This is a genomic window from Rhizobium sp. 007, assembly GCF_015353075.1.
Lineage (GTDB): Bacteria > Pseudomonadota > Alphaproteobacteria > Rhizobiales > Rhizobiaceae > Rhizobium.
In genome coordinates, this window is record NZ_CP064188.1 from 210097 (window position 1) to 223715 (window position 13619).

General features: G+C 59.3%; 9 protein-coding genes and 3 pseudogenes. 5 read left to right on the plus strand and 7 right to left on the minus strand.

The window, feature by feature from the left end; translation table 11 throughout:
• Window positions 1-146 precede the first annotated feature (146 nt).
• The 5 genes and pseudogenes from ISN39_RS21970 to ISN39_RS21990 form a co-directional block, all read right to left on the minus strand.
• Window positions 147-1841: a S8 family serine peptidase gene (locus tag ISN39_RS21970; RefSeq protein ID WP_194730427.1), complete on the minus strand. Its 1695-nt coding sequence runs from the start codon at window positions 1839-1841 to the stop codon at window positions 147-149.
• 31 nt (window positions 1842-1872) lie between these two features.
• Window positions 1873-2910, minus strand: a complete 1038-nt coding sequence (locus ISN39_RS21975; protein WP_194730428.1) for a phosphatase PAP2 family protein — start codon at window positions 2908-2910, stop codon at window positions 1873-1875.
• Between the two features lie 40 nt (window positions 2911-2950).
• Window positions 2951-4906, minus strand: a complete 1956-nt coding sequence (locus ISN39_RS21980) for an SARP family transcriptional regulator (RefSeq protein ID WP_194730429.1) — start codon at window positions 4904-4906, stop codon at window positions 2951-2953.
• Window positions 4907-5281: 375 nt separating this feature from the next.
• Window positions 5282-5806 (minus strand): annotated as a pseudogene (locus ISN39_RS21985) (substrate-binding domain-containing protein); the annotation flags it as partial.
• Window positions 5807-5972: 166 nt separating this feature from the next.
• Window positions 5973-7193 (minus strand): ATP-binding protein, encoded by a 1221-nt coding sequence (locus tag ISN39_RS21990; protein WP_194730431.1) that lies wholly within the window; start codon window positions 7191-7193, stop codon window positions 5973-5975.
• 293 nt (window positions 7194-7486) lie between these two features.
• Between ISN39_RS21990 and ISN39_RS36580 the strand changes: the two genes are divergently transcribed.
• Window positions 7487-7579 carry a hypothetical protein gene (locus tag ISN39_RS36580; protein WP_246763379.1) on the plus strand — a complete coding sequence of 31 codons (93 nt, stop codon included), beginning with the start codon at window positions 7487-7489 and terminating at the stop codon, window positions 7577-7579.
• Between the two features lie 276 nt (window positions 7580-7855).
• Here the strand turns inward: ISN39_RS36580 and ISN39_RS22000 are convergent, their stop codons facing one another.
• On the minus strand, window positions 7856-8818 hold the full coding sequence (locus ISN39_RS22000; protein ID WP_194731869.1) for an MBL fold metallo-hydrolase: 963 nt from the start codon (window positions 8816-8818) through the stop codon (window positions 7856-7858).
• Between the two features lie 144 nt (window positions 8819-8962).
• On the opposite strand from ISN39_RS22000, the gene ISN39_RS22005 reads away from it, so the two are divergent.
• A complete protein-coding gene (locus ISN39_RS22005) occupies window positions 8963-9919 on the plus strand; it encodes a LysR family transcriptional regulator (protein ID WP_194730432.1) in 957 nt (318 codons plus the stop codon).
• 171 nt (window positions 9920-10090) lie between these two features.
• Window positions 10091-10411 (plus strand): annotated as a pseudogene (locus ISN39_RS22010) (TetR-like C-terminal domain-containing protein); the annotation flags it as partial.
• 54 nt (window positions 10412-10465) lie between these two features.
• Here the strand turns inward: ISN39_RS22010 and ISN39_RS22015 are convergent.
• Complete coding sequence (locus tag ISN39_RS22015; protein ID WP_348651979.1) at window positions 10466-11593, minus strand: zinc-binding alcohol dehydrogenase family protein; 1128 nt, start codon at window positions 11591-11593, stop codon at window positions 10466-10468.
• 112 nt (window positions 11594-11705) lie between these two features.
• Here ISN39_RS22015 and ISN39_RS22020 point away from each other — a divergent pair, with 112 nt between their 5' ends.
• Window positions 11706-12656, plus strand: a complete 951-nt coding sequence (locus tag ISN39_RS22020; RefSeq protein WP_194730434.1) for an AraC family transcriptional regulator — start codon at window positions 11706-11708, stop codon at window positions 12654-12656.
• 342 nt (window positions 12657-12998) lie between these two features.
• A pseudogene (locus ISN39_RS22025) lies at window positions 12999-13421 on the plus strand (nucleotidyl transferase AbiEii/AbiGii toxin family protein); the annotation flags it as partial.
• Between the last annotated feature and the right edge of the window lie 198 nt (window positions 13422-13619).

Consider the following 13619-nt stretch of genomic DNA (forward strand, 5'->3'; position numbering starts at 1 on the left):
GCGCGTCTTCGGTTGAGAGGCACTATTCCCCAAGGGCGTCATTCGCCCGCCAGTTCCGCGTTAAAAATCCGTAAAAATGAGCTAAACAAAGAAAAATGCCTCCTCGATCGAGGAGGCTTTAAATTCGGAAAACGCACGCGCAGCGGTCAGATCGCCAGAGCAGCCTGTATCGCCGCCCGCGCGTTCGGCAGGCCTGACCCGAAGAAATAGGCCGCCTCGAGAGCGTCCTCGCTTTCTGCATTCATGCAATCCGCCGTCAGTTTCCTCGTTCCGGGTGCGACAATGGCGTCCAGGCGGGACGCGGCTTTCAGAATGGACTTGACATGAGGACCCGAGAGGCGGTCACCGGGATTGTGGCGGCTCTTGTAGGCCCGCTGAATCAGAGCGCATAGCCCCCCCACCTGCGCCGACGCGCCGGAGGTGCCCCCGAAGGTGGTGTAGTATCCTCCACCGATGCCGGGATTGGTTCCGAACGGCACGATCGCCGACCATGGATCGGAGCCGTGATCATAGCCAAAAATCCCCGGCAGGTCCGTCGTCAGCAGCGAGAAGTGCGAATAGCAATATTCCCGCATTCGAAAAGCACTGTAGTCGTGCTGTGCGGCAAATGGAGAAAGCCGGTCGAGGCGCAACTGATGCCGGTTCAAGACCTCACCGTCGTCGGAGGGGGAGACAACCGTCAATCCCTCGCCGTAATTGCTGTAGCCCGAACGGAAACCTTCGACGGTAACGGCCCCGACGGCGATGATGCCGTTGTCGTCGTCGGCAAGACTTGCCGGATAGATCAGCTGGCTCTCGCCACTGTTTCCCGCGGCGCAGACGATCGGAATGTGCCGGCTGATGGCGAGGATGAGCTGTTTGAGGATATGCCACGGGCGATCCGGATTGGAGCCTTTCTGCGCAGCCTTCGGCTCCAGTTCAGGCCCACCCTGGTCGGCGAAGGCGATGCGCGTGAAGAGATTGGCGGCATCCTGGTTTTTCCATAGTTCCAAGTCGGCCTTCAGCTCATTCTTCGGATCAACGACGCTGCGTTTTGGGTCCGGCAGACCACGCGGCAAGACGATCACGTCCGCCTTCTGATGATAGGCATAAAGAAAGGCAGCGATGAACTGCCTGACATCGTCTTCGAAGGACGTCCTGATAGAGATGATCCTTGAAAAAGGGTCAACGCCGAAATAGGGGATGACATTGCGATTACCGCTCGTACGCAACTCGTCACCATTGCCGTAGAAGGCTCCCTCCGGCGGAGCGCTTGCTGTGCCTTCTTCCGCAACAACGGCGGGTTCGCCGACGATCAGCCCTGCGCAGCACGTACCATGCGATGCAAAAAGCGATTCCGGATTGTAGAGCCGCCGGAGAACACCCTCCGACGTGGCATATTCGGCAACCAGGTCACTGAGATAATCCCGGTCGTCATTCGAAAGGCCGATATTGCCGAGCGGAGCGATGTTGAGCCCGGCAAAGAAGGCATGCCTTTCTTCGCGGTCAAACGACGTAGTCGTACCGAGTATTTCGAGCACGCGCGCGCCGTAACGATGGGTCGTCAAATCGATTGACGCTTCCCGGTCAAGCCGGGTTGCCAGATTGGGATGGTCCGGAGATACGCCGACATCGATCAGCGCGACCCGCGCGGGTCGCAACGGGCCGGCGGAAGCGATTGCATCCCAGACCGTGCCGGTGATGAGGGGATCGGGGAGCGCGCGTGCGGCGCTCGCATCGAGCGCGGCTGGAGCAGGCGGAGCCGATCCGTATTCCGCGTCGACCACACCAAGCGCAGTCAGGTGCCAGAGATAATAGTAGTTGATCGGCGCGGGCCCAGGCATTTGTGATTGATCCGTCATGTTCATAATCCCTGTTGTGCAGCTGGCGAATTCAGACCCATTCGTCGTGTACGGCCTGGAATAGAGGACCGAACGCGTCGTGGAGGTAGGGAGCGAAGCGTCGGGCGAGATCTCGCCCCGCCTGCGTGTCGCTGGGATAGTGGAGGCCAGCCCATTCACGGTTTTCGGCGACGTTCTGGGCGATGCGGGCAAGCTCGTCGGTGGCCGGATGTTCCGGCAGGATCGTCGAGAAAGCGAAGGCGATTGAAAAGCACTGGAACGAGTGGTTGCTGGGATAGGACTCGTGGACGGGCACGGCCAGCAACGGCCGCAGCATGGGCTCGAACTGGTTTGGCCGCAGCCGGTTGAACTGACTCTTGTAGATCAGTCCTACATATTCGCAGGCCGTCAGGATCGCCTGGAAAAGTCCTTCCGTCTGCTCGAAACCGCCGAGATCCTCGATATGCAATGCGCGGGTGAATTCCGTCACGGAGATCGTCGACTCGATCTGGATGTCGGGCAGGCGCCGCGCACGTTCCCGGTCGCGGCGTTGCATGGAGAGAAGCACCGTCGTTTCGAGACGGGTATAATCGGGGCCTGGCGGCGGCAGTATATCAAGCGTTTCCCAGGTGAAGCGCCGCGCCGCGGTATAGGCGTTGCGTGACGGCTGCTGGTGCAGCCTGCGCAACTCGAAGGAAGGGATAAGCTGCGACACGCCAAAACTGGTACCGTCCATCGTCGTCTTGTTCTTGTTTTTATTCTTATTTTTGTTCTTGTTCTTGTTTTTGTTCAGCGATGCCTTGTTGAGCACCGACTTATTCGCCACGCTCTTGTTGAGGACGGAGGCTGCGGCCATCGTCGCCATCATTGGCTCAGCCAGGGGCGGTGCATTTTCATCCGTGCCGAGGAAGAGCGCAGGTTCGGAGACTGCATCAGGCGCAACCGGCGATGCACCGGCGAGAGGATCAGCGCCGGCCCCGTCCCTGGGTTCGCATGGAAGAACCGTATCCGGCTCAATCTTGAATCTATAAGTGTTTAGAAATAAAACAATTTTTGATTGCGATTCCACAGTATTGTCTGCTTCTTCCATTGCAGCCTCCTTGCGCGAAGTTCTGAAAAATTGTCCGGGTTCAGCGCAGCTTGGCGCCCGCCTTGAGCAGGCCGTCGATCAAGATCTGGCCGCCGCCTGTATTGAGCAGCGGATAGCCGCTGCCTTGAAAGGCATTGATGGAGAAACTGCCCTCGACCGCTTCAAGACGCTGCAGGTAATGGCGCGCGCCACCTAGATCGTCGAAATGAGCATGGCTGGAGGCAAGATAGCGCAGCAAGCTGTTGAAGTTCGGCCGTGCCCGTAGGGCTTCTTCGCCTGCAGCTATCGCTGCGGCATGATCGCCTGCAAGCGCTGCTGCAATGCATTTGGTCGTGTCGAAGTAATACTTATGGGGGCTGTAGACGCCGAGCTCTTGTACCCAACGCGCCATGGCCACGGCCTTGTCGGGCTGGCCTGCATAGCAATGAAGCATCGCATAGAGATCCCAGCTGAGCGGCAGGGCCGGGTTCAGGCGGATCGATTTTTCGAACAGGTTGGCCGCATAGTCATATTCGCAGAACAGGAACGAATGGACGTGGCCGACGAGCGCGAGCGATACGGAATTCTGCGGATCGAGTTCCAGCGCTTTGCGCGCATAGGCCTGAGCTTCCTCGATCAGATGCGCGTCAAGCGCGTTGAAACGTTGGCCAACCTGGAACGTCCGGATGAATGACAGCCAGGCAAAAGTCGATGACCGCGGCTGATACCGGATTTGTTCTTCCAGGCGCCGCTCCGCGTTATCTAGATCGCCGCGCGACAGCCGAAAGATCGCATTGACGGCGTCGATCAGGAGGCTGTCTTGCGACAATCGACTGTCGTTTGCCTGGGTCTCCTGGAAATAGGCCAGCTGATCGACGGCCTGGCTGATTAGCGCAGCGGCGGTGCCGAACTCGGCCCGCTCGAACTGCATGCGGTTGATTGCCTGACTGCCCAGCCAATGAATCCGGTTGTTGATCAGGTGCTTCATCACCAGTTCGATCATCACCATGTCGCCGTCAAACGTGAGGCGAAGCTGTAGGCATATCGGAAGGCTGATCTGCTGTTCGCTCTCTTCAATATCGGGCAAGCTGAAGGAGAGGTCGCTGACGCCAATGGCCAGCCCATCGATGATTGCTTTTGCAATGAGATTCTGGAACCGTGTCGTAGCAATTTGTCCGCCCTCTCCAGCACCCACCACGATAGGGGGCTGAAGGACCATGATCCATTGCCAGTCACCGTCGGCCGTCCGCCGATATGGGTTGCTGCTGGCGATTTCCACGGATTTGCCTCGTCTTGGCATATCCGGGGCGCCTGTCAAAGGTAGCAGGGCGGAATGTTTGGCGATATCGCGGCTCGGCTGCTGTCGCGGCTCGAAGACATCGTGGACTTGTCCTACATTGAGCCGGCTATACCAGTTCTGCCGTTCCAGCGTTAACCAGTCCTCGAATTCTGGATCGCGGATGTCTATACCTTCGAGCAACTCGTCGGTGATTTGATCCGCGGACCGCTTTGTCCGAACCGCCAGGTCGGTATCAAGCACGAGTCGGTCCATATCCAGCCAAACGGTATTCTTATCCGCAATCAAGAGATCACGTGCAGGTCCTAGAGTCTTATTAATGTCCAAAAGGGCCTGGCGCAGGCTAGCTGCCGCCTGGTCGTCAGAGCGGTCGCTCCACAATTTGTCCCTAAGCCAGATTCTGGAGCGCGAGCCCCGGGCGGACAATGCAAGCATCGCCAAAAGGGCCTGGGCTTTTTTGGATTTCGGAGTGACCGATCGCCCTTCAGCGTCCACAAGGGCAAAAGGCCCGAGCAGGAACATCCGAAACGGATTTTGCTCCTTGTTCATGCGATCCACCGGCCCCGCCCCCGTTGCCTCCGATGCGCTCGTTTGGCAGGCCGAAGACCTGGCATCTGGAGACCAGTCTGCCATACCTGCGGCGCCTGGCAAGCAACCGGGAAGGGAAATCGGGATTCCGAAAGGAAGATCGATGCTTTGGTGATAATTAAACTGAAGCATAACCGGCTGAGATCCCTCTACGTGACTTGGCAACCGGTCGTAGCGCCCTGCCGTCAAAGCAGCGTCAAAGCAATGTTATTTTTATCCTTGAGCAACGCCTCGAAGAGCTTGACGAGACTCGTTACGGCTTGAGGGAACAGAAGGCTGCCATTCAAAAGCAGGCGGACGTCGTAAAAGACGAGCTCCAGCGCAAGCAGTCACTGGCAGAGCGAGGGTTAATCAATCGCTCGGACGACACAGAACTCCTGCGCATTGATGTCGACCTGCTGGGCCAATCTGCAGCCATCACGTCGGAACAGGCGACGACCGTATCGCAAGCCGCCGAAAAACGACGGAGCAACGCATCGAAGAAGCAGTAACGAAGCTAAGAATTCTCTTCGAGATATCGAGGAGCAGCGAGGCCGCCGTCGCTCCCATGCTGGCATCGGGCATCTCGATCGTCGTCAGCGGCGGGTCCATCAGCCGGCCGATCGCGATACCGTCGAAGCCGGCGACGGAAACGTCGCGGGGCACCGAGAAGCCCTCGCGCCGGAGCGCGCCGATTACGCCGAAGGCAAGAAGATCATTGGAGGCGATGAGCGCTGTCGGCGAAAACGTGGTCATCGCCTCGCGCAGATCAAGCTCCTCATAACCGCTGACAAACGGGATCTCGACCGCATCCAGCGGCGTAAGGCCCCTTACATGCATGGCGTCGACATGACCGGCATAGCGGGATCTAGCTCTGTCGGAGGCGACGAAATTTCCCGATACGAAGAGGATGCGTCGGTGTCCCATAGCGATCAGAAAGTCGGCAAGTTCGCGTCCAGCGCGGCGGTTGTCGGCCGTGACCGCAGCGGGAAATCGCTGCGTCGGCATGTTGTTGAGGAGAACCGTCGGCGGTAGGGACGGCAGAAGGGGTTTCTTGCCGTCAGACTACTCACTTCCGATAAGCGATACTTATCGGAAGTGAGCATCTCATTTAAAATCCGGAGCCATAGCGGAAGCTAAGGCAGATATCACTGGTTAATGGCGTCTTTACCTTCGACGATGTGTTGCATGGTCCTCCCTGTGGCTTCCGCGACCATTCTCAACCCCACATGCTGGATAGCGGCGCTGCGGCCAGCTTGTCGCCGAACGGCACGACATCCGTGCTGTCATAGAGGACAACGCCGAAGGCGAAACGATCGCCGCAGGCCTCAGCAAGTGCGCGAAGCCCCCCGAAATCGCTGGCCTTGACCGTTGCGCTCGCCTTGACCTCGATGCCAGCGATCATCCCGTCGTCGCGTTCCAGCACGATGTCCACCTCGCGCATGTCTCGATCCCGGAAATGATATGGTGTCAGCCGCAGGTCTGAGGCCGTCATCAGTTTCAGCACTTCAGAGAACACGAAGCTCTCCAGCAGCGCGCCGAATGTTCCGCGATCGGCCTTCACCCGGTCGAAGGTAAGTCCGCGCACGCTGGCCAGTAGACCGGAATCGAGGAAATGCAGCTTGGGTGTCTTGACGATGCGCTTCAGTGTATTGGTGAACCAGGGTTGCAGCGTCGCGACCAAGAACACCTGTTCGAGCAGCCCGACATAACGCTGCCCCGTCTTGTGGCTGACGTTGATGCTGCCGCCGAACTGCGAGTAGTTGACCAATTGGCCTGCATGCTCGGCCAATAGCCGCACGAACTTTGGCAGCTCGGTCAGCTTCTCCACATCGGCAATGTCCCGCAAATCTCGGGTCAGGATCGAAGTTAGATAAGAACGAGCCCAGTCCTGCCGTCGCCGTTCGCTGTCGCGGCTGATCGCTTCGGGAAAGCCGCCGAGCAGAACGAGCTGGACGAAATCATCTCCAATGATCGAGTTCTGCTGGTTCTTTAGTTTCCCATCGAAAAGGCGCTCCAGAAAGGTCGGCGCCTGACCCGCGATCTCTGCTCTCGCCAGTGGCAGCATTCGGATGGTCTCCATCCGGCCGGCTAGGCTGTCCGCAATCCGCGGCAGAGTCAGCACATTCGCCGACCCGGTGAGCAGAAACCTGCCCGGACGATAGTCCTCATCGACTGTCTTCTTGATCGCCAGCAGCAGGTCGGGTGCGCGTTGAATCTCGTCGATGATGGCTCGATCGAGGCCCCGAATGAAGCCAGCAGGGTCGGATTGGGCGGCCTCCAGAACCGTCTGGTCGTCGAGCGTGATATAGCTTCGTCTGGCGTCTCCCATCTTTCGGACGAGGGTGGTCTTGCCAGCCCGGCGAGGTCCTACGATAAGGACGACTGGGGTATCCGAAAGGGCTTCCTCCGCCCTCTGCTCTACAAACCTCTCGAACATGTCTTCCCCGAATCTCGGACGATTGGAACTATGGTTCTCGGCTGATTGGAAGTCAACGGGGCGCTAATTGGAACTTTCAACGTCGCTATCTGGAAGGAGGAACGCCTCCCCCTGACCGGCGGTTCGTTGCCAGTGCACCCCTGCAGCGGGGAGACCCCGCAACGCACCCTCAGAGTTGGGGTGTGGGTGGGATTTAGGGACGCCTCTGTACGTGCTTTTCAGGCACTAAGGCTGTTAAGGGATGGGTCCGCGTCGACTTTTTCACGGGGGACTCGGAACTCGTCGTCAACGAGTTGAACAACATACCAGGCTTCACGAATATCAGCATCTATCTGACGGTTCTGGAGGCAAGTGGTGTGCCGTATCGGAACTTGTCGGCAGATTAATTGAATAGGCGATTGCTCGATTTCGGAGAGGTCTGAGCCCCACCGCCTCAGGCGGCCTTCAACGATTGCCTTGAACACACACGCCGCTAGGTTCGGTATCTGGTACTCGACCAATCGCAGGAATCGGGTGTTGCGAGCCCCCGCAACCACGGCAGCAACGGCGCCTCCTGTCCGAAAGCGATCGCTCCAGCCAGCGGCAGGAGCGGCATCGCCAGAAAACCCGATAGAAGTGCGCGCCTTGATGTCGTCATTGCGGGGCCCCCGTGATTCACCGGATTAGAATTGCCAATTGACCGGGACCCAGGCATAGCCGGCGTCCGTCTTGAGCATTCGGCCAAGCCCCGGGAACGGATAGTGGAAGCCGAGAACGAGGAGCCGGTTTGCCGCCGCCATGTCGAAGACCCGGCGGCGGGAGGCGAGGGCGGTCTCCTTGTCGCGATCTGGCCCAGGCACCCATGGCCGGTCGACATTGACGATCGGGTGGTAGGCGAGATCGGCCGTCAGCAGGAGCTGACCGTTCCCGGATTGAACAAGGAAGTTCGCCATGCCGGGCGTGTGGCCGAATGCCGGAAGCGTGGTCAGCCCAGGGACGATCTCCTCGCCCGCTTCGTACAACTCGATCCCATTCGTGACGGGCTCGACGCTCCGCTTAATGGCCGCTGCGAAATTGCGGCGAAAATCCTCGGGCACCGGCATGTAGGAAAGGTCCGGATCGTTACGGACGAAGAAGTCCCAATCGGCACGAGGCGCAAAGACGGCCGCCCGCGAAAATGCCTTGCCGCCGTCGGCCGTTCGAAGGTTGCCGACATGGTCCGGGTGCGTGTGCGAGACAACCACAACGTCGATGTCCTCGGGCCGTAATCCGATGGCGGCCAGGTTCTCGAAGATGCGACCGCCTTGCGGACCCATGGTTTGCCCGGCTCCGGCTTCGAGGAGGATCCGCCTGCCATTCGTCTCGATAAGAAGCGTGTTGAGATTCAGCGTCAGGCGGTCGGTCGGCAGGAAGGCGCGCCTTAGAACCTCCTGCAGTTCTGCCTCCGGCGCATTGCTGGCGTAGACCCTCGGAGGGCCGCCGATCAGCCCGTCGCTCAACACGGTTGCTGAGATGTCGCCGACGCGAAAGCGGTAATGGCCGGCATTTCCGCCCTGGATTGCGGGCGACACGACGGGAGCAGCCTGCACAAGGGTCATACCGGTCGGCAAGGCCAGTCCCGCCACGGCCGATGCGGCTGTCAGCATGATCTTCCTACGATTCAGTGTGATTTCACCCATGTTTTTGATCCCGTCCAAATACCTGATCGCAGGTGCCTCGTTTGATTTCAGCGTCGGCGGTAAGGGCCGCGATTATCCGTGGCGCGCCGCCTCGCGACTTGTTCTCTAGGGATGACACAGATCGGCCGTGTGGATAAGCTAATCAAAATGGATCAGCTTATTAAGCAGGACTTTGCAATGCGGCCACTACGCCTTGACAGCTTGGAGATCTTTGAGGACGTCGTGCGCTGCGGTGGCTTTAGAGCCGCCGCGCTTGGCAGGGGCGTTTCGTCGTCCGCTATCAGTCAATCGATCAGCGTGCTCGAGGACGCACTGGGCATCCGGCTGCTGAACCGAACGACACGCAGCGTCGCGCCTACTGAAGCAGGCGAGCAGCTTCTCGAGCGACTAAGGCCCGCTCTTCACGACATCAGAACAGCGATCGACGATCTCAATCAGCTTCGCGAGCGCCCATCTGGCACCGTGCGGATCAATGCACCGGGTCCGGCCGCCGACCACGTTCTGTGCCCTCTGACCTTTGAGTTCATGAAGATTTACCCCGACGTCAACGTCGAGATCGTCAGCGATGCTGCGATCATCGATATCGTGGAGCAAGGTTTCGACGCTGGCGTGCGTTTCGGGAACCAACTTGCCCAGGACATGATCGCCATGCCCCTGGGCCCCGCCTTGCGATATGCGATCGTGGCCTCGCCTGATTACCTTCGCAAGCGCGGTCGACCGGACTCACCGCACGATCTCTTACAGCACGACTGTATTCGTCGCCGTTTCCCCGGCGGAACCATGGTGACGTGGAAATTTGAAAGGGACGGCGACGAAGTGGAAATCACCCCGAAAGGTCGGTTGACACTGAGTTCAGCGCATCAAGAGCTCCAGGCCGCGCTTGCGGGATCGGGAATCGCTCACCTGTTTGAGGATTATGTCCGTGATGAAGTCGAACAAGGCAGAGTTATCGAATTGCTCAGCGACTGGAAGCAGAAGCTGCCGAGTTGGTATCTGTATTATCCAAGCCGGCGGCATACGAGCGCGGCCGTGCGAGTTTTTCTCGAATACATCCGCAATCAGAGATGATCTCCAATCATCAAGTAATGCTCAGCGCGCCGCATAAGCCCAGGATTATTGCGCCGCTAAAGACACTTTCGTTACACTATTTTTTATCATATCCCACTGGAACGCCACGGCAGACGACGGCAGCCAGAAGGATAACGAAGGGGACAGGCTTAAGGCCTTGGCTACTGCCTACGTGAATTTCGCGCGATCCAATCCGGCACATACAGGATGATGTTCCGGCCGGAGAACATTCTTCCGGAGAATATCAGCCACGTAGAGGGAGTTTCCGATGATTGCTTCCAGATGGTGGTCGGCGTCCGGGTGGATCGCAAAGGGTTTTCACAGGAGGAAGCAATCGAGCGCGCCGTAGGGATCTGGAGCACGCTGCACGGACTTGTGCTTCTCGGCGACAATTCGGGCCTACTTCACCAGAAAGTCGCCCGCGATAGAGAGCGCGCACTCGCGAAGAAATTTGTGCAGCTGCTTGTGCAGGAGACCTGGCCGGAAGAGTAGCATATCGCCGTAACGCTCTTAATTCTTTCACATGCGCCGCCGTCTTGACGACGCCTATCGTCGATCCCGAGGAGCATAGATGCATGGCCGAGGAAGCAGCCGCGCGCTTGCGACGTGTTCTCCCAGAACCTTGGTCAAGACCGACGTCCTCAAAACAGCCGGGGCTCTGTGCAAGGCGCTGCCCCTCCGCTTCAACAGCCGTAGACGGACATTGCCCTTCCGCGTCAACGTGTGTGGCTTGCCGGGGGACAGGATGTAGCGAACATCAGAGGGGCCGGCCCACGCGTCGGCGACGGCCGTGAGCGGAAGCGTCGTGACGGGAGCGTCAAACCCTGCCTTGTTCATTTCCGTCAGAAGCTCGCGGGCGCCGGCCGACAACTCCCGGATGGCGACGCTGCCGATGCCGCTGCCCATCAATTCGAGCCCCGAACCGCGGAAAGCATCGCCACGGAGTGAAATCTCGTCGCCTGCAACCGTGCCGAGCTGGACGTAACGCACCCTCGGCTCGCCCAGTCTGGAACCGCGATTCTTCGTCGCGGCCGCGATCACCCGGCTGGCAGGCTCGCCCCAGATAAAGTCGAGCACGACATCGACGCCCCGGTCGAACTCGGCGCGCAGCGCCTCGTCGGCGACGTCGTCGAGAGCAATTCGCGCTTCGACTTCGAGCCGGTCCAGCCGCTCGCGACTGCGACCGACCGCGATAATCCTGCCGGCGCCGAAGTGCCGCGCCACCTGCACCGCCATGCCGCCGGCAGCGCCGGTCGCGCCGTTGACGAGCACGGTAGAGCCGGGCTGGATCGGCGCCCGGCGCGTCAGGGCAACCCATGAGGCCAGGCCGCCGGTCGCGACCGCCGCAGCGCGTACGTCGGAGATATCGTCAGGGATAGGAACGATCATTTCGTTCGAGACCAGCGCCAGTTCGCCCATCGAGCCGAAGGGGCCCCTGGGAAAAAGGAAATATACCCGCCGGCCCTCCGGATCAGTGCCGACGCCATCCACACCCGGCACGAAGCCAGCCTGCGCGCCGCTTGTATAATGTCTGCCTGACGCCAGCGCCTTGACGATGGGGCTTAGCGGCGCAACGTGAACCCGCACAATCGTTTCCCCTTCACTCGCGACGGGTTCCCGGAAATCGCCATAGGTGGGCGGCTTGCCGAAATCCGTAACTACTGCAGCTTTCATCTCTTTTCTCCGTATGGACAACCGAACTGTCGATTTAGAGAGGAAGATAGCTGCGATCCGTGGTACGCTCTCTAGCTAAAAGTATCAATTTCTTCGCGAACGTGCCTTTTCCATGGACCCGCTTTCCGAAATCCTCTCGCTGCTGAAGCCGCGCAGCTACATCACCGCCGGGTTCGACGCCGGCGGCGACTGGTCGCTGCGGCTCGACGATCTCGCCGGACGGATCAAATGCTACGCCGTGATACGCGGCAGTTGTTGGCTGTCGCTCGAGGACGCCAGAGAGTCCGTCCAAATCGTCGCCGGCGACTGTTTCGTCCTGCCGAGCGGACGCCCAGTGCGGATATCGAGCGACCCGGCGCTGGCCCCGACGCTTGCAAGCGAGGCCCTTGCGCCGGACCGGGATGGAGAGACTGTCACCTACAACGGCGGCGGAGACGTGTTTCTGGCCGGAAGCCGCTTCGAAGTTAGCGGTCGGCATGCCGACGTGCTGCTCCGGACGCTGCCGCCCGTCATCCACCTCAAGGCTGCCGGGGACCAGGAGGCGCTTCGCTGGTCGATCGAGTTGATGATGCAGGAACTGCGGGAAGCTAGGCCGGGCGCATCTCTCGTGGCGCAGCACCTTGCGCATATAATGCTGGCGCAGACGCTCCGCCTTTATCTGTCGCAGCAATCCGGCGCTGAGATCGGCTGGTTCGCGGGCCTCGCCGACCCGCAGGTCGGCACCGCCATAGGAGCGATCCACGCTGATCCGGGACATGGTTGGACGCTTGAAGAACTTGCGGCACATGCAGGCATGTCACGAACCGTTTTCTCGCGACGTTTCCGAAAGAAGACGGGAGAGACGCCGGTCGCCTATCTCACGCGCTGGCGGATGATGCTGGCCGCCGAGCGACTTGTGAATAGCAGCGAAACGCTGGCGCGTATCGCGCGCGCTGTCGGCTACGAATCCGAGAACGCATTCAACACAGCGTTTACGCGCGTTATGGGGTCGTCACCGCGGCGCTATTCCAAAGCCGCCGATGCGCGCTCCTTTGTCGAACATCTACCAAGCGGCGATCTCTGACTTCCTCTAGGCGCATACTTTTTGCGCTATTAATGGACAAGCACCGCAGGAATGTTTCATATAAACAATGACCTAGGCTGCTTCTCGACAAAGCAAGTAACGATGGTTGCGAGCCCCTGCAACCAGTTTAGGCGAGCAACCCGTTACTGATCTGCGGTTCGATTCTCGTCAAGAGCTTCACCGGCTAGGCCTCTTTCGAGCCAACGTAGTCCAAGCTTGCCAAGCAGTCCGATGAAAACAATTGAACTCGGGGACCGGGTTATTATTGGCTACGAGAGCAATATGCTACCGCCAGTCACCAAAGCTGACGAGATGAGCGAGAGATATGTCAGCGCCATACCCATCGAAAAAGACTTCTGGGTCTGCTGGACTTTGAAGCGCCTTTTCGGCCTGCAGGAAAAGGATGCGGCCACGCTTGTTTTCAAGGGTGGTACATCCCTTTCCGAGGCATTCGGCGCCATCCGCCGCTTTTCCGAGGATATCGACCTTTCGTTCGATCGAGCAGAGCTCGGCTATACTGGCGACCGCGATCCGGAAAAGGAAGGCATCAGCAAAAAACAAGCGAACAAACTCATTGAAGCCCTGGTGGGTGATGTCGAGCGGCATATTGCCGAGAAGCTGCTTCCCGCGCTTCGGTCCGCCATCGTCGAGGGCCTAGATCACCCCGCGGGTGAAGCTGGAGCTCGGCGCGCGCGGGGTGGTCGATCGCCCACCGAGCAGAAGATCATTCATCCCTATGCGACGGCCGATTTTCCGGACTTCTTCAAAGAAGAAGCGCGCAATCTCGATAATCAGCAAAACCGGAAGACACTGGCGGCCGTGGAGGCCTAGTCGATTTTTCGCATTTCATCATCGACCTGCCAGGACTTGGGCGGCCGTCGAAAGCCGGTCATGTCCAATTTCGCACCAAATGTTTAACCTATCGTCTGGGAGAGGTCGAAGGTTCATATCCTTTCAAGAGCA